This is a genomic window from Pantoea wallisii, from assembly GCF_002095485.1.
Lineage (GTDB): Bacteria > Pseudomonadota > Gammaproteobacteria > Enterobacterales > Enterobacteriaceae > Pantoea > Pantoea wallisii.
This window is the reverse complement of sequence record NZ_MLFS01000035.1, coordinates 34499-49496: the sequence shown is the minus strand read 5'-3', so window position 1 is coordinate 49496 and position 14998 is coordinate 34499. Positions and strand designations below refer to the sequence as shown.

The following is a 14998-nucleotide window of genomic DNA, read 5'->3' as shown; positions in this document are numbered from 1 at the left end:
CCAGCCAGACGCTGATCGCCGCCACCAGCAGCGCAGCCAGGGCGGTAGCAATAATGATTTGCGCGCGGTAACTGCGGAGCGTTTGGGTGCGATCGCTCATCAGGCGGCCGGTGATGATCTCAATTACGCCATGGCCGTCACGGGTGGGCGTCAGCGCGGCCGCAGAGATAAACGGCGTGCCGTCGGCGGCCAGTTGATGATGCACCGAATTCAGGCTGAGCGGTTGATCGGCGGCCACCGGCTCGATAGCCGGCACCGGCCGGGCGCCAGGATTGACCACAATCAGCGGCGGCTGGCCAGGAAAGCGCAGTACCAGCAGGGATTCGGTATTGCCAAGCATATTGGCGAACAGACGGGGTTTCTGCTGGATCAGTGTCACGGCATCTTCATCGCGCAGCAGCGTGCGGATCTGGTCAATGCGCGTCAGCAGGGCAGCATCGTCACGCACGCCGATCTGTTTCGCCAGCGAGTGGTAGAGCGCCATGCCGCTCAGGGAGAAAATGAGCACGACCGTGGCGCTGAGCGCCAGCGATAATCGCGTAGCCAGCGTGCGCGATTTCATGTTTCAGCTTCGCAGCGGTAGCCGACACCGTGCACGGTATGGATCAGCGGCGCCATGAAAGGGCCATCAATCTTCTGCCGCAAACGCTTCACGGCAACATCCACCACGTTGGTGTCGCTATCGAAGTTCATGTCCCACACGCGTGAGGCAATCACGGTGCGCGTTAATACCTCACCCGGATGCAGCATAAACAGATGCAGCAGGTTGAACTCCTTATTCGTGAGATCGATGCGCTGTCCGGCACGTTCAACGCGACGTTTCGGGATGTCGAGATGCAGATCGGCCAGCGTCAGCAGCTCCGGCAGCTTTTGCTGCGTGCCGCGTCGCAGCTGGGTGCGTACGCGCGCCAGCAGCTCGGCAAACGAGAAGGGCTTTACCAGGTAATCATCCGCGCCCAGCTCAAGGCCTTTGATGCGATCTTCCAGCGTCCCTTTCGCGGTAAGGAAGATCACCGGGGTATTGATCTGCCGATCCAGCTGCGCCATCACCTCCCAGCCGTTAATGCCGGGCATCATCACATCCAGCAGAATCAGATCGTAATGGTGCTCCTGCGCGTAAAACAGGCCATCCTGACCGTTCTCTGCCACATCCACGATAAATCCGGCTTCCGTTAATCCTTTACGCATGTAATCACGCGCTTTGGCTTCATCTTCTATCACCAGAATCTTCATATGCTACTCCATTGGGCATGACGGCCGAGGATAGCCAGCATAACGAAAAGCGGCTGACAGCGCTGTGAGAAAGTTATGACAAAGTGATGACGCACCGGCAAAGTCTCTGCTGCGGGAGATGAAACCGGACTAACTTACTCACTAACATAAGAAATCACTCTGTGGCGGCGCGCATTTTAGGTAGCCGCCGCGGGTATGGCATGGTATTACACTCACTTACCTGTGATTGAGCGACCCTCCGGAGAGAATAATGAAGAGAACGTTGTCCCTTGCGCTGCTGCTTTCGCTGGGTGCTTTTAGCCAGCTCACTGCCGCACAGCAAACGCTACGATTCGGTGTTGATCCGACGTTTCCGCCGTTTGAATCCAAAGCCAGCGACGGTTCGCTGCAGGGCTTTGATATTGAGCTTGGCAACGCCATCTGCGCACAGGCCAAAGTGAAATGCCAGTGGGTACAGATTGGGTTTGACGGCAGTATTCCGGCGCTGCAGGCAAAAAAATTTGATGCGATCCTTTCAGCCATGTCGATGACCGAAAAGCGCCGCCAGCAGGTTGCTTTCTCCAATATGCTCTATGTGACACCGAGTGCGCTATTAACGCCTGCCAACAGTACCTTAACGGAAGATATCAGTACGCTGCGCGGTAAAAATATTGGCGTTGCGCAGGGCACTATCCAGGAGACCTATGCTAAATCGAAATGGGCACCGCAGGGCGTGAACATCGTCTCCTATCCTAATCAGATGGAGATCTACCCGGATCTCGTCGCGGGTCGCCTGGATGCCAGCCTGGCGAATGCCGTATCGGCTGAGCAGGGTTTTCTCGGCACGCCGGAGGGTAAAGGCTACGTGAATAAAGCGACGCTCGATGATAAAGAGCTGCTCGGCAACGGTGTCGGCATTGGTTTGCGTAAAGGCGATGAGGCAAATTTAACCCTGATAAACAGTGCGCTGGCTGAACTACACAAAAACGGCACTTACGACAAACTGGCGAAGAAATACTTCACTTTCAAAGTCTACCCATAAAATCTCTCTGCCCTTTTCCGTAAAGGAGAAGGGCAGAGGACGCCAGCTTTAAGGCAGCTTTTTCTCCTCATCCGCCGGGATCAGCGGCTCATCAACCGCAATGGATTGATCGGATTTCAGCAGCTGAATATCGAGAATGACGTAGGTCATGGTGGTGATAAACAGTGAAATCACGCTGCCGATGACGCCGCTGGTGGTGAAGGTAAAAAAGTTATACATCACAACCCATGTCACGCAGATGAACAGCGCCAGGGCTACCGAGATCGCTGATTGCGAATAGTGCGTGGTACGCGCGCCCATCTCATTAATCTGCCTGCTCAGATTGCCGCCGGTGTACTTTTCCAGTAGCAAAATGCTTTGATCCCAGCTGCGCAGACGGCGCGCGCTGCTACGCGTAGCGAACAGAAACAGCAGCGACAGGAACAGACCGGAGAAAGCGATCAGCACGGGTACCGCCTCCAGGGCATACGCGATGCTTTTGTGGCTGGAAGCCTGAGCAATAGCGCTGAGATCCAGCGTCAGCGAAGCGCCCAGCGCGGCGTACAGGAACACAAACAGGATCAGATAGAGCGCATTGCGCTTACCCTCAAGTTCCGTTTCATGGTTTTTCTGCTGCCGCGCGGTCTGCAGCGCCTGCTGCAGGCGGGTCTCTTGCGCGGAGGGCGATTCGATTATCTCAATCTCCTCGCCAAGCAAGCGGTGAATAAAAGGGTGATCGGGGTGATCAAGCGTGATGCGCATAAAATTTTCCGTACCGGACAAACGTGGCGACAGTGTAACGTAAATTGCGCGGTGAGGCGCAAATCCGGGTGCTCAACTCTGCAGGAGCGTGGTTTCAGACAGTCGGCGCCTGTCGCCGATTGGCGATGGAGGATTATTCGGGTAACGTAGAATTCTTACTGCGTACCCTACCTATAATTACCGCACGTTACGTTGCAGGAGAGTCAGACATGGCAGTTCATTCTCACCCGGTCGCCATTATCAGCGATGAGTTCACCAACCCCAATACGGTCAACATGCTCAATGAGGTGACGCGCCAGCTTAATGCGCGCGGCCTGGCTGCCGTATTGCTTAATGTTAACTCCCGCGAAAGTTATCAGGCTGCCTTGCGCAGCGTGGCGCCGTTATCGCCGGCCGGACTGCTGTTTTTGACCTCCTTGTTCGATGATGAACTGGAGATCGCTGCCGGCATTCTGCCGCAGGTGCACAGCGTACATCTCGCACCCAGCGACAGCCGTGCCGCGGACGTAGTGATTGCCGATGGCTTTGATGTTGGTCAGCAGATGGCCGCGCTGCTGTTAGCTCAGGGACATCAGCGTTTCGGCTTTTTACAGGCGCGTGAAACAGCCATACCGGATCGCTATCTGGCCGGTTATCAGGCCGGCCTGCAGCAGCACAGTGCGCTGACGGTACAGCTGACAGCGGGCGAATTCGATCGTGAACGTGCTTACCAGGCGGTGATGGGTTATCTACGAAAAACCCGGGCGGCGGAGCGTATTAATGCGTTGTTCTGCGCCAGCGATGTGCTGGCGCTGGGCGCGCTGCAGGCGGTGCGTGACTTCGGCCAGGGCGCTCATGTTGCTGTGGTCGGGGTTGATGATATTGACGAGGCGCGTGCATCAACCTGGCATCTCACCAGCTGGGCACAACGCCGTGACCTGCTGGTGACCGAGGCGCTGAATCGCCTGCTTGAACAGCGCAGTGATACCAGCAACGCCTGGCAGCAGGGGGAACTGCAGGTACGCCATTCCCACCTGGGTAAACATGTGCCGGGTGAGATGTCGCAGTGTGGTTGTGCTATCCGTCACTGATGTCACGGGCGGTTAACCATTTACGGACATCGGTAACCGCAATGTTTTGCCGGACGTTAAAGGTCTGGGCTTTACTCCAGGCCACGCCGTCAGGGCGGGCAAAAGAGAGGCGATAAGCGGCGGCGGCATCGTGAGGATTTTCAGCAGCGTTATGCTGAAGTTGCGCCTGTGTAATCACCTCCAGCTGATAGTCCAGCAACTGCGCGAGCTGGCGGTACGTCAGGGTATCGCCCGCTACCTTAACGATCTGATCATTAATCGCGGGCCGGTGGGTGAAAATTAATGCCGTCAGGCGACCAATGTCCTCCGGCGTCGTCACGGTGACAGCATAATCCGCACTGCCCGGGGCTTTAACGCAGCGTTTTTCCGCGTCGACCACACCAAAAGCGGCATCAAAGAGATAACTCATAAACAGGCCGGTTGAGATAATTATCCACTGCGTGTGCTGCTGCTGGCGTAATCGCTGTCGCACCGCCAGTTGCTCGTCCCATACTGGCTGACCGCTACCCATCCCAATCCGATCGTAATCAACACCAAATTGCCAGGGAATATAGCGTCTTACGCCGGCTTTAATCACGGCTTCAGTGATTTTCAGCTGCGTGCCTTTACCGCCCACAAACCCACTGCAGTTTATGATCGCATCGTAACGGGCAAACTTTGCCGCCAGTTGATCCGTGGTGTGCTGGCTAAAATCAGCGGTGATGACCTCCACCTGCCAGGCATGGAATTGTGCCAGCCGCTGATCGTCAGCACGCTTTTCCCGTAGCAATACGCTGAGCGTGAGCGGTGTGACGTTGTCACGCAGGGCGAGAAAGCCCTGCAGCACAGCGAGTCCCAGCTCGCCCGCCCCCAGAATAAGAATATTTTGTGATTGAGAATGTATTGCGGTATTCATAGCGCCTCCCTATTAACTGAGGGCTATGCTGTCAGCCCGCACGCTACATAACAATCAGGCACACTGATGATACCGGGACATAACATGACGATTAGCGAAGCTGAAAAGATAAAATTTGCGCAGATCTGTCACGCATTAAGTGACGAAGATGATGGACTCAAAAGAGAAGTCCTGGCCCATACCGGCAACCGCTGGTCGCTGGCCGTCATCTATACGTTAGGAACACAGGGAGCGTTGCGTCACGCAGCGTTAAAACGCGCTTTAGCGGGCATCACACAGCGGATGCTGACACGTACGCTGCGCCAGCTGGAACGGGATGGATTAATTAGCCGGCATGACTTTAACCAGAAATATCCACATCCCCACGTCGAATATCGCCTGATGCCCTTGGGCGCAGGCGTGCTACATAATATGTTGCCTATGTGGGAGTGGATTTTAAGCAACATGCATGAGATTCGCCATGCCCGGCAGCGTTTTGATGCGGAGAGTGGAGGCTAATGTTTAGTGGTTTTACCCGAGCCATCCCGGTTGCGGAAAATATGAGTGACATTGTTCGTATCTTTAAGAGCCACACTGTTTCCGGCTGACGCGTCCTGATTATTTTGCACTTCGGCAATGGCGCGATGAAATGCACGTTGTCGTGCAGGGTTCGTCTCCTGCCCGGCCAGCGCGTGCAGTTTATCGAGCAGGGCGGCAGTCGTTACCGGACCAGCCTGTTTTAATAATTGCAGTACGGCGTCTCCCATAACGATGTCGGTCAGCCGTTCTTCTTCACTTCGGTACATATAAACTCTCGATTGCGGCGGTACGCTTAAGATTCCTTATCGCAGGTAAACAATAGTCCAACTAATTGCTGATAGTGCAATTTCTCTTGAGGACTTTGCGCCTGTTCAAGGCGAAAAATCAGTTTCGTACATAACGATTTACGATTCAGTAACCGGCCTTCCAGCAGAATTTCAACCACCAGCTGGCCCAGCGTCTCCTGCTGTGAAGGCAGCGCTGCCTGTTTGAAGTGGCAGCGAATCGCATCAGCGGTTGTGGCAAGATTACGGTCCTGAGACATATCTCCGTTCTCCACAATAAATGATAAACACAGCTTAAATAAAGTTATACAAAGAAAATATTTATGTACAGGAATGTAACGCTGGCGCATCGCGGATTTTTTAGCAAAAAGTGCTAAGCCTTCATTTACATTATGTTAGGTCAGCATCACGTCAGGGTGGCTGAGCGTGCAAAAAAGAGCTTTTGAGCTAAAAGGGCAGCCCCGATAGCGTATGGCGGCAGAATTTGAAAATTTTTCAGGTTGGGGGGTGATACCCGCACTTTTGCTAATTACTATGCCCTCTCAATACTTAACCCAAATCACCGTGAAAAAGAGTTTAAGCTTTCTTGCGTAGAGTCAGGCGCATTAATTCGTGGCAAAAATAATTTGCAGAGTGCGTCATATAAGGCTGCTGGCGCCTTACAAACGTGAATAACAGATAATCATTTTTTTGGTTTGCTAAAGTTCGATTAGCGCTGAAACCAGCGTTAGCCGGATGACAAGGTAATCTGCTGTTATCGTCAGCCGGTAATAGTTCTTTAGTTAATTTTATTTAATTCTCATCGCTTATTTTATGCTCACTCAATTTACGCTTGCCTGATGGTATCGGACATTTTATTCTGCGCCCGCTGTTCAGGGATTAATTAAATTAAACATGGGATTCAAAATGAAGAAAAGTAGTATTGCGGTGATGATGATGGCCGCGCTCTCAGGAACGGCGTACGCCGAATCTGCGCAATATATGCCAAATCTCTCCGCAGACAGTATTAGTGTGGCAACCTCAGTGGGCATGCTGGGTGGTAAATCGAAAGAGATGGTGTATGACGCCAGCAGCGCGCGCAAAGTCAGTCAGCTGGACTGGAAAATTAAAAACGTCGCTATTCTTAAGATGGATTTCTCCTGGGATGCGTACTCATTCCTTACGCTTAACGCACGGGGCTGGACCTCGCTGGCCTCCGGGTCAGGCCATATGGATGATTACGACTGGCAGAACAGTAATCAATCGAACTGGACCGATCACTCATCGCACCCGAGCACTGATGTCAACTATGCCAACGAATACGATCTTAACGTCAAAGGCTGGTTCCTGCAGGGTGACAACTATAAAGCGGGTGCAGTAGCCGGTTATCAGGAAACGCGCTTCAGCTGGACCGCAACCGGCGGCACCTATAATTATGATAACGGTGCTTTTGTCGGGAATTTCCCTGATGGTCAGCCAGGTATTGGCTACAGCCAGCGTTTTTCAATGCCCTATATAGGTCTGGTTGGACAGTACCGTATTAATGATTTTGAATTTAACGCGCTGTTTAAATTCAGTGATTGGGTACGCGCTCACGATAATGATGAGCACTATATGCGAGACCTGACGTTCCGTGAGAAAACCTCAAATTCACGTTACTACGGTGCCTCTGTGGACGCCGGTTATTATATTACCGGCAATGCAAAAGTATTTGCTGAGTTTAGCTACAGCAAATATGAAGAGGGCAAGGGCGGTACGCAGGTTATTGATACCGTGAGCGGTGAATCTGCGTCGTTTGGTGGGGATGCTGCAGGCATTTCCAACAAAAACTATACCGTTACCCTGGGTCTGCAATATCGCTTCTGATAGTGAGCGCACCCGTAATACACCAGGCATAGCGTGCTATGCCTGGTTTTCCTGCGTTAACCATCTGTCGATCGCGTCAGCGTTTCCCAGCGATCAATTTCTGCCTGCATCGCTGCCAGTTTATTGCGAACCAGCCCCAGCGCATCGCTACCCAGTAACAGCTGTGTCGGCGGCGACGCGCTCTCAATGATATCCAGCATGGCACATGCCGCTTTAGCCGGATCGCCCAACTGTCTGCCGCTTTTCGCTTCTCGTGCCTGGCGAATCGGATCAAATAGCGCATCATAATCACTGATGCTGCGCGTGCTGCGGACCATGGAGCGACCCGCCCAGTCGGTACGGAATGACCCCGGCATCACAGCGGTCACGTGGATATTAAATGGCGCCAGCTCCTGGCTGAGGGTCTCTGAAATGCCCTGTAAGGCAAATTTGCTGCCGCAGTAATAGCTGATACCCGGCAGGGTAATAAAGCCGCCCATGGAGGTGATGTTCAGGATATGGCCGCGACGTCTCTCGCGCATAAAAGGCAGCAGCGCTTTGGTCATCGCCACGGCACCAAACACATTGACGTCAAACTGGCGGCGCATCTCCTCCAGTGAGGACTCCTCCATAATCCCTTCGTGGCCATAACCGGCGTTATTTACCAGCACATCAATCGGCCCCTGTGACGCTTCAATGCCGGCGATGGCGGCATCGAGAGCGGTAAAGTCGGTGACGTCCAGTTCAAGCGCACAGGCGTTATCCGCATGAAGTTGCACAAAATCGTGCTTCGCAGCGGCGCTCCGCACGGTGCCGATAACGCGGTAGCCGCGGCTTAACGCGAGCTGTGCCAGGGCGCGACCAAAGCCGCTACTGACACCGGTGATTAAAAGGGTTTTAACCTCAGACATTGCACTTCTCCCTGCTTAGATGGAAGATGCATAATATTCTGTATAAAACGCGCTGAAGAGGCCTTATCTTCTGCTTTTATTGCCTAATCTTATGAGTGTGGTGGAGTGTAAACATGAATGACCGGCAGCGTACGCTTGCACTGATGAAAACGCTGGCGCCGCAGGAGGGATACAATCTGACGGCGCTGCCGGATGTCCGCATCCTGCGATCCGATCGCCCACTGGCGCGTACGCCGGTGCTGTACGATCCGGGTATCGTGATTGTTTGCCAGGGAACGAAGCGCGGCTTTTTTGGTGACCAGATCTATCTCTATGACGAGCAGCACTACCTGGCGGTAGCCGTGCCGGTACCTTTTACCATGGAGACAGAAGCCACCGCAGAACATCCGCTCCTGGCGATCTATATGCATCTCGATTTTACCGTGGCAACGGATCTGCTGTTGCAGCTTGAGCAGCAGGCGGTACCGGTCGAAGTGAAAGCAGCGCAAAGTATGATGTCGAGCCCAATGGATGCCACGCTGCGCGATGTGGTGCTGCGTTTGGTTGAAACGCTGAATGATCCGCTGGATGCGGCGATTTTAGGTCCGGAGCGGGTACGCGAACTCTACTATCGTGTGCTGACGGGCGCGCAGGGGCAGGCGATGCGTGCCGCGCTGACGCTGCACGGGCAGTTTGGTAAAATTGGCAAAGCGCTACGGCATATTCATGCCCGCTACGCGCAGCCGCTTAGCCTCAGCGCATTGGCCGCCGAAGCGGGCATGAGCGTTCCCACATTTCACACCCACTTTAAAAACATCACGCGGCAGCCACCAATGCAGTATGTGAAATCCGTGCGTCTGCATCAGGCACGCATGCTGATGCTGCGTCAGACTGTAACTGCGGCGGCGGCCAGCCATGCGGTGGGCTATGAGAGCGCCTCGCAGTTCAACCGTGAATTCAAGCGGCTGTTTGGCTTGCCGCCGGCCGAAGAGATCAAACGCATGCAGCGCCACTTCGCGATACCTCCCGCGCAGCAGGACATGGCGTTTGTCTCTTCACACTGATGCTCAGCGCAGCGCACCACTGCTCTCTGCGTGCGTCGCCACTGAAGGCTCAAGCAGCACCGGGATGCTTTTATAGGCGGGAATGCCGCTCCGGGTATCGTGGCTATCCAGCGGCACCAGCACGTTCGCTTCAGGGTAGTAGGCCGCAACCGAACCCGGAGCCATGTCATACACCACAATAGTCAGATTATCCAGCCTCCGTTCCGTCCGTTCTCCCTGAGGATCTAGCGCAATCATATTAACGGTATCGCCGACACGCAGCTGGCGTTTCTCTGCCTCATCGGCAGAGATAAACAGCACATCACGGCGACCGCTCACGCCACGATAACGATCGTTGAGACCATATAATGTCGTGTTGTATTGATCGTGACTGCGCAGCGTCGTCAGTACCAGATCGTGACAGTGTAACGACCGCGGATCTTCATTGATCCCTTCCATCACTTTAAATTGCGCCCGGCCTGATGCGGTAAGCCACTCGCGCTCCGATGCCGCGTTACGCAAACGAAAACCGCCGGGCTGCATAACGCGCTGATTAAAGTTTTCAAACGCCGGGAATACCGCCTCAATAGCATCGCGAATATTATTGTAATCACCGATCATCTTATCCCAGTTCACGCGGCTGTCAGGCAAGGTCGCTTTCGCCAGTCCCGCGACCAGCGCCGGTTCAGATTTCAGATGCGGCGAGGCCGGCGGCAGCGTCCCGCGTGAGGCATGCACCATCGACATTGAATCCTCTACCGTAACGCTTTGCTCCCCCGTGGCTTGCTGATCGATCTCAGTGCGTCCCAGCACGGGCAGAAGGTAGCTGTGCTTCGCCATCAGAAGGTGGGAGCGATTCAGTTTGGTGGCCATATGTACCACTAAATCCAGTTTGCGCAGGGCAGCAAACGTGACGTTGGGATCGGAGATCGCCTCAGCGAGATTGCCGCCCAGGCACAGCAGCGCCTGCGATCTCCCTTGCTGAATCGCCTGGATGGCCGCGACCGCACCGTGACCATGCTTTTGCGGCGGCGTGAAGCCAAACACGTTTTCGATGCTGTCGAGCAGCGACTGAGGCGGAATTTCAGTAATGCCCACGGTACGGTCACCCTGCACATTGGAGTGACCACGCAGCGGACAAATACCGGCTCCTTTTCTGCCGATATTGCCGCGCAGCAAAAGCAGGTTGGCAATTTGCTGCACATTCTGCGTGCCGTACTGATGCTGCGTAATCCCCATGCCGTAACAGATAATGGTATTTTTTGCGTTGGCGTAGAGGCGCGCAATATTTTGAATCTCAGCGCGATCCATACCGGACACCTTCAGGATGTGCGCCCAGTCGGTATTCTCCAGATCCTGCTTCAGTGCCGCGAAGCCTTCAGTGTGTTCATCGATAAAGGCTTCATCCAACACCGGCGCCGCGCCGCTCCGCAGCGCCTCCTCATGCATAGTCAGCAGTATCTTCATCACCCCTTTTAGCATCGCGGCATCACCGCCAACCCGCACTTTATAGTAGGTGGAGGCCAGTTGCGTTGAACTCATTGATAGCATCTCAATCGGGCTTTGCGGCGAGGTAAACCGCTCCAGTCCGCGCTCGCGTAACGGATTGATGGCGACAATCGTGGCGCCGCGTTTAGCGACTTCTCGCAACGTGGCCAGCATGCGGGGATGGTTGGTGCCGGGGTTATGCCCGATGCATAACACCAAATCACAATGGTCAAAATCCTCCAGCTCAATGGTGCCTTTGCCCACGCCAATCGACTCCGGCAGGCCCACGCTGGTGGGCTCATGGCACATATTGGAACAATCCGGGAAGTTGTTGGTGCCGTATTCACGGGCAAACAGCTGCCACAGAAATGCGGCTTCGTTGGAGGCGCGCCCGGAGGTATAGAACTCGACGCTGTCAGGATCATCGTAACCGCGCAGAAGCGCGCCGATCTCGGCAAACGCGGTTTCCCATGCAATTGGCTGATAGGTATCGCTGGCGGCATCGTATTTCATCGGATGGGTTAAACGGCCTTCGCCTTCCAGTTCAAACGCATTGCGCTGCCAGAGTTCGCTAACGGTATGCGCGGCAAAAAATTCAGGCGTGGTGCGTTTGCTGGTCGCTTCCCATGACACCGCCTTGGCACCGTTTTCGCAGAATTCAAATGAGGAGGTGTGACGCGGGTCCGGCCAGGCACAGCCGGGGCAATCAAATCCCTGCGGCTGATTCACTTTAAAAAGCGCAATAACATCCTGTTTGAAAGACATCTGGCGACGTAAAGCATCGGCTACTGCCTTGAGCGCGCCCCAGCCACCCGCCGAACCACCATAAGGCGCAATGCCAATGTTACGATTTTGCTGTTTCATTTAACCCTACCGTTAATGCAGTAATTGACCCTATTTAGCCTGGGTCAGCCTGCGCTTAGCGCAAGCGGGTAAGGGCAAACTCGTGCGATTAATGTTTGCAGGATGTTGCTGCGCTGCGGCTAAAAGGTAAAAATTATCAGGCGGATATCAGGAGATCGCAGCAGAAAGCGATCGCTTGTATGGCACGCGACGCGCAACACCCCTGACGCGTGCACAGCATTTCTCACTACCTCGCCGGCACCGGCATGCTATATAAATGATAACAATTATCATCCATTGCACTGTATTGAGGTTAGTATGGAGGCATCACAGGCGTTAACTGCGGAGTGTTGTATCGTTGGCGGTGGACCTGCCGGACTCATGCTCGGCTATCTGCTGGCACGTGCCGGTTTACGTGCGGTGGTCGTTGAAAAACATGACGACTTTCTGCGTGACTTTCGTGGCGACACTATTCATCCGTCAACGCTGGAGATCATGGCACAGCTTGGGCAACTCGAGTCGCTGCTGAGTCTGCCCCATCAGCGTGCCGAAAAATTACAGGCGGAGGTGGCCGGGCAGGAGATCACCATGGCGGACTTCTCGCGTTTGCCGGTGCGCTGCCGTTTTATTGCCTTTATGCCGCAGTGGGATTTTCTCAACTTTATCGCCGCCGAAGCCGCGAAGTATCCGGGATTCACGCTGCTGCAGTCGACCGGCTTTGAGGATTTTATCTATAACGAGGGCGCGATCGCTGGCATAAAAACGGTGCAGGGTCATACCATTCATGCGCCGCTGGTGATCGGCGCTGACGGGCGCAACTCTCAGGTGCGGACCAAAGCCGGATTAGAGAGCCAGGCATTTGGCTCACCGCGCGATGTGTTATGGTTCCGGCTGGATAAGCAACCGGACGATCCGGCGCTGGGTATGGGCCATAAAGGACCGAAGCAAAACTTCATTGTTATCGATCGTGGCGACTACTGGCAGTGCGGCTACACCATACAGAAAGGGCAACTGGATGCGTTAAAGATGGCCGGCCTGGATGCGCTGAAAAGCACCATGGCACAGTCTGCACCGTTCAGCGTTGCGCGCATGGCGCAGCTGGAGAGCTGGGATCAGCTCAAACTGTTATCCATCCGCATTGATCGCCTTAAGCAGTGGATGAAGCCTGGCGTACTCTGTATCGGCGATGCCGCGCATGCCATGTCACCCATCGGTGGCGTGGGCGTTAACCTGGCCATTCAGGATGCGGTTGCCGCAGCTAACCTTCTGACGCAGCCGTTGAGAGACGGCACGCTGACGCTACGTGATTTGCAAAAGGTACAACAGCGCCGGCAGTTCCCAACCGTAGCCACGCAATTTCTACAGATGAAAATGAGCAGCAGTAAGCGTCCGCGTACCAAACCGAGCAAAGTACCGCAGATTATCAGTCGGTACCCTTTTTTGCGTCACCTGATTGGACGCCTGATTGGGTTAGGGTTTCGCACTGAGCGCCCTCGCTATCTGCATGAGGTGCGGTAACCGGCGGCTAATTACCAGAATCAGGGCGAGGCAGTGCCAGCTGTTACAACCTGCGTTGTTTGCCAGCGGCTCGCTACCATTTGTAACATTCCATTAACTTTCGGTGCTGGTTATCATTAATAAATCTGATTGATGGCCGGTGCGTTTTAGGCCGTTAGTGCCATAACAGCAGGCGAAAAACGGACGAACTTCAACCCGTGCTCAACGAAGCACAAGTGGCTGATTATCAGCGAGGTGGCGGCTGGCTGCATGATAAAAATCTTCAATTAATTTCAGCCGCTACGCATTGTTTCGCGCATCTGCAGTTTCGCTATGGTTAAGGCGCTTTGTTAAAACCATAAGAAACGAAGGAAAACAGCTGCTATGAAAATCGACAACTTATCCCGCAGACGTTTTATGGCCTTTGCTGCAGGTGGCACCGTGGCGCTCGCCGCCGGTAGCGTACATGCGCATGACAGTAACGTTGCTACGTATCCGGCCAATAATCCGCATCATCCGCGCGATCCCGGCCCGCACGATCCTGTACGTGAGGCGCTCAATCCAGACCTTGTTGATCCGCCCGCTACCGACAGCGGCACGTTGCCGAACCTGCGCTTCTCATTTAGCGATGCGCACGTGCGTAAAGGCAGTGGCGGCTGGACGCGCCAGGTCACACAGCGTGAACTGGGGATCTCAACCACCATCGCCGGTGTGGACATGCGGCTGGATAACGGCGGCATCCGCGAACTGCACTGGCATAAAGAGGGGGAGTGGGCTTACATGCTGTATGGTAATGCCCGTATCACTGCCCTGGACGCGCAGGGCGGCTGGTTTGTTGACGATCTCGGCGTGGGCGATCTCTGGTACTTTCCCCCCGGTGTACCGCACTCTATTCAGGGGCTGGGACCGGACGGCTGTGAATTTCTGCTGGCGTTCGACAACGGTAATTTTGATGAGGACAGCACGTTTCTGCTGAGCGACTGGTTTAAACATATTCCGCCCGAGGTGCTGGCGAAAAATTTCGGCGTGTCCGCAGATCTGTTTAATCATCTGCCGTCGCCGGCGGAGGAGTATATTTTTGCCGGGCAGGCGCCACAGGGTCCGGCTGGCGCGGCAGTGAAGGGGGGTAAAAAATCAACGCTGACCTTCTCACATAAAATGCTGGCGCAGACGCCACTCACGCTGCCGGGGGGAAAGGTACGCATCACTGATTCCGGTAATTTCCCGGTGTCGAAAACTATCGCTGCGGCGCTGGTAGAGTTGGAACCCGGTGCAATGCGCGAGCTACACTGGCATCCCAACAATGACGAGTGGCAATACTACCTGGAAGGTCAGGGGCGCATGGGCGTTTTTGCCTCCTCCGGCCAGGCGCGCACGTTTGACTTCCGTGCGGGGGACGTTGGCTATGTCCCGTTTGCCATGGGGCACTACATTGAAAACACCGGCGACACACCGCTGCGTTTTCTTGAGCTGTTTAAAAGTGATTACTACGCGGATATTTCGCTCAACCAGTGGCTGGCCAGCACGCCGCCTGAACTGGTGCGTCAGCATCTGCACCTTGACGATACGTTTATGCACGCGCTGCAGCAGGAAAAACATCCGGTGGTGAAGTAGCGAGCATAGCGCGCAGCAGAGGCTGCGCGCTCTTCG

Annotated in this window: 14 protein-coding genes and 1 pseudogene; 7 read left to right on the top strand and 8 right to left on the bottom strand. The window is 54.6% G+C overall.

The genetic code is table 11. The features are described 5' to 3' along the window. Positions 1-562 (bottom strand): annotated as a pseudogene (locus HA48_RS13340) (heavy metal sensor histidine kinase); the annotation flags it as partial. Continuing rightward, on the bottom strand, positions 559-1233 hold the full coding sequence (locus HA48_RS13335; protein WP_128601750.1) for a heavy metal response regulator transcription factor: 675 nt from the start codon (positions 1231-1233) through the stop codon (positions 559-561). The gene HA48_RS13335 and the pseudogene HA48_RS13340, both read right to left, overlap by 4 nt. Before the next feature lie 250 nt (positions 1234-1483). Between HA48_RS13335 and HA48_RS13330 the strand changes: the two genes are divergently transcribed. After that, complete coding sequence (locus HA48_RS13330; RefSeq protein ID WP_128601749.1) at positions 1484-2254, top strand: transporter substrate-binding domain-containing protein; 771 nt, start codon at positions 1484-1486, stop codon at positions 2252-2254. A 48-nt stretch (positions 2255-2302) separates the two neighbouring features. On the opposite strand, the gene HA48_RS13325 is transcribed toward HA48_RS13330, so the two are convergent. Beyond that, positions 2303-2995, bottom strand: a complete 693-nt coding sequence (locus HA48_RS13325; RefSeq protein ID WP_128601748.1) for a RipA family octameric membrane protein — start codon at positions 2993-2995, stop codon at positions 2303-2305. 209 nt (positions 2996-3204) lie between these two features. On the opposite strand from HA48_RS13325, the gene HA48_RS13320 reads away from it, so the two are divergent. Beyond that, the gene (locus HA48_RS13320; RefSeq protein ID WP_128601747.1) at positions 3205-4065 is read left to right on the top strand and encodes a substrate-binding domain-containing protein; all 861 of its coding nucleotides are present in this window, start codon (positions 3205-3207) and stop codon (positions 4063-4065) included. Here the strand turns inward: HA48_RS13320 and HA48_RS13315 are convergent. Beyond that, positions 4052-4960 (bottom strand): aromatic alcohol reductase, encoded by a 909-nt coding sequence (locus HA48_RS13315; protein WP_128601746.1) that lies wholly within the window; start codon positions 4958-4960, stop codon positions 4052-4054. The two genes, HA48_RS13320 and HA48_RS13315, sit on opposite strands and share 14 nt — an antisense overlap. Positions 4961-5044: 84 nt before the next feature. Here HA48_RS13315 and HA48_RS13310 point away from each other — a divergent pair, with 84 nt between their 5' ends. Beyond that, positions 5045-5458 carry a winged helix-turn-helix transcriptional regulator gene (locus tag HA48_RS13310; protein ID WP_128601745.1) on the top strand — a complete coding sequence of 138 codons (414 nt, stop codon included), beginning with the start codon at positions 5045-5047 and terminating at the stop codon, positions 5456-5458. Here HA48_RS13310 and HA48_RS13305 read toward each other — a convergent pair. Both HA48_RS13305 and ycgZ read right to left on the bottom strand, forming a co-directional pair. Beyond that, positions 5455-5745: a hypothetical protein gene (locus HA48_RS13305; protein ID WP_128601744.1), complete on the bottom strand. Its 291-nt coding sequence runs from the start codon at positions 5743-5745 to the stop codon at positions 5455-5457. The two genes, HA48_RS13310 and HA48_RS13305, sit on opposite strands and share 4 nt — an antisense overlap. 26 nt (positions 5746-5771) lie before the next feature. After that, positions 5772-6023 carry a regulatory protein YcgZ gene (gene ycgZ, locus HA48_RS13300; protein WP_128601743.1) on the bottom strand — a complete coding sequence of 84 codons (252 nt, stop codon included), beginning with the start codon at positions 6021-6023 and terminating at the stop codon, positions 5772-5774. A 646-nt stretch (positions 6024-6669) separates the two neighbouring features. Between ycgZ and HA48_RS13295 the strand changes: the two genes are divergently transcribed. Next, positions 6670-7608 (top strand): omptin family outer membrane protease, encoded by a 939-nt coding sequence (locus HA48_RS13295; RefSeq protein ID WP_128601742.1) that lies wholly within the window; start codon positions 6670-6672, stop codon positions 7606-7608. 56 nt (positions 7609-7664) lie between these two features. On the opposite strand, the gene HA48_RS13290 is transcribed toward HA48_RS13295, so the two are convergent. Further along, on the bottom strand, positions 7665-8498 hold the full coding sequence (locus tag HA48_RS13290) for an oxidoreductase (protein ID WP_128601741.1): 834 nt from the start codon (positions 8496-8498) through the stop codon (positions 7665-7667). Between the two features lie 113 nt (positions 8499-8611). On the opposite strand from HA48_RS13290, the gene HA48_RS13285 reads away from it, so the two are divergent. Beyond that, positions 8612-9541 carry an AraC family transcriptional regulator gene (locus HA48_RS13285; protein WP_128601740.1) on the top strand — a complete coding sequence of 310 codons (930 nt, stop codon included), beginning with the start codon at positions 8612-8614 and terminating at the stop codon, positions 9539-9541. 3 nt (positions 9542-9544) lie between these two features. Here HA48_RS13285 and HA48_RS13280 read toward each other — a convergent pair whose 3' ends face one another. Continuing rightward, the gene (locus HA48_RS13280; protein ID WP_128601739.1) at positions 9545-11872 is read right to left on the bottom strand and encodes an FdhF/YdeP family oxidoreductase; all 2328 of its coding nucleotides are present in this window, start codon (positions 11870-11872) and stop codon (positions 9545-9547) included. A 297-nt stretch (positions 11873-12169) separates the two neighbouring features. Here HA48_RS13280 and HA48_RS13275 point away from each other — a divergent pair, with 297 nt between their 5' ends. Continuing rightward, on the top strand, positions 12170-13369 hold the full coding sequence (locus HA48_RS13275) for an FAD-dependent oxidoreductase (RefSeq protein ID WP_128601738.1): 1200 nt from the start codon (positions 12170-12172) through the stop codon (positions 13367-13369). Between the two features lie 363 nt (positions 13370-13732). Then, positions 13733-14962, top strand: coding sequence for a cupin domain-containing protein (locus HA48_RS13270; RefSeq protein ID WP_128601737.1), 1230 nt, complete (start codon positions 13733-13735; stop codon positions 14960-14962). Positions 14963-14998 lie beyond the last annotated feature (36 nt).

Excerpts from the sequence above, each read along its gene's own strand:
- HA48_RS13335 (WP_128601750.1), bottom strand. The coding sequence starts at position 1,233 with ATGAAGATTCTGGTGATAGAAGATGAAGCCAAAGCGCGTGATTACATG.
- HA48_RS13330 (WP_128601749.1), top strand. The coding sequence starts at position 1,484 with ATGAAGAGAACGTTGTCCCTTGCGCTGCTGCTTTCGCTGGGTGCTTTT.
- HA48_RS13325 (WP_128601748.1), bottom strand. The coding sequence starts at position 2,995 with ATGCGCATCACGCTTGATCACCCCGATCACCCTTTTATTCACCGCTTG.
- HA48_RS13320 (WP_128601747.1), top strand. The coding sequence starts at position 3,205 with ATGGCAGTTCATTCTCACCCGGTCGCCATTATCAGCGATGAGTTCACC.
- HA48_RS13315 (WP_128601746.1), bottom strand. The coding sequence starts at position 4,960 with ATGAATACCGCAATACATTCTCAATCACAAAATATTCTTATTCTGGGG.
- HA48_RS13310 (WP_128601745.1), top strand. The coding sequence starts at position 5,045 with ATGACGATTAGCGAAGCTGAAAAGATAAAATTTGCGCAGATCTGTCAC.
- HA48_RS13305 (WP_128601744.1), bottom strand. The coding sequence starts at position 5,745 with ATGTACCGAAGTGAAGAAGAACGGCTGACCGACATCGTTATGGGAGAC.
- ycgZ (WP_128601743.1), bottom strand. The coding sequence starts at position 6,023 with ATGTCTCAGGACCGTAATCTTGCCACAACCGCTGATGCGATTCGCTGC.
- HA48_RS13295 (WP_128601742.1), top strand. The coding sequence starts at position 6,670 with ATGAAGAAAAGTAGTATTGCGGTGATGATGATGGCCGCGCTCTCAGGA.
- HA48_RS13290 (WP_128601741.1), bottom strand. The coding sequence starts at position 8,498 with ATGTCTGAGGTTAAAACCCTTTTAATCACCGGTGTCAGTAGCGGCTTT.
- HA48_RS13285 (WP_128601740.1), top strand. The coding sequence starts at position 8,612 with ATGAATGACCGGCAGCGTACGCTTGCACTGATGAAAACGCTGGCGCCG.
- HA48_RS13280 (WP_128601739.1), bottom strand. The coding sequence starts at position 11,872 with ATGAAACAGCAAAATCGTAACATTGGCATTGCGCCTTATGGTGGTTCG.
- HA48_RS13275 (WP_128601738.1), top strand. The coding sequence starts at position 12,170 with ATGGAGGCATCACAGGCGTTAACTGCGGAGTGTTGTATCGTTGGCGGT.
- HA48_RS13270 (WP_128601737.1), top strand. The coding sequence starts at position 13,733 with ATGAAAATCGACAACTTATCCCGCAGACGTTTTATGGCCTTTGCTGCA.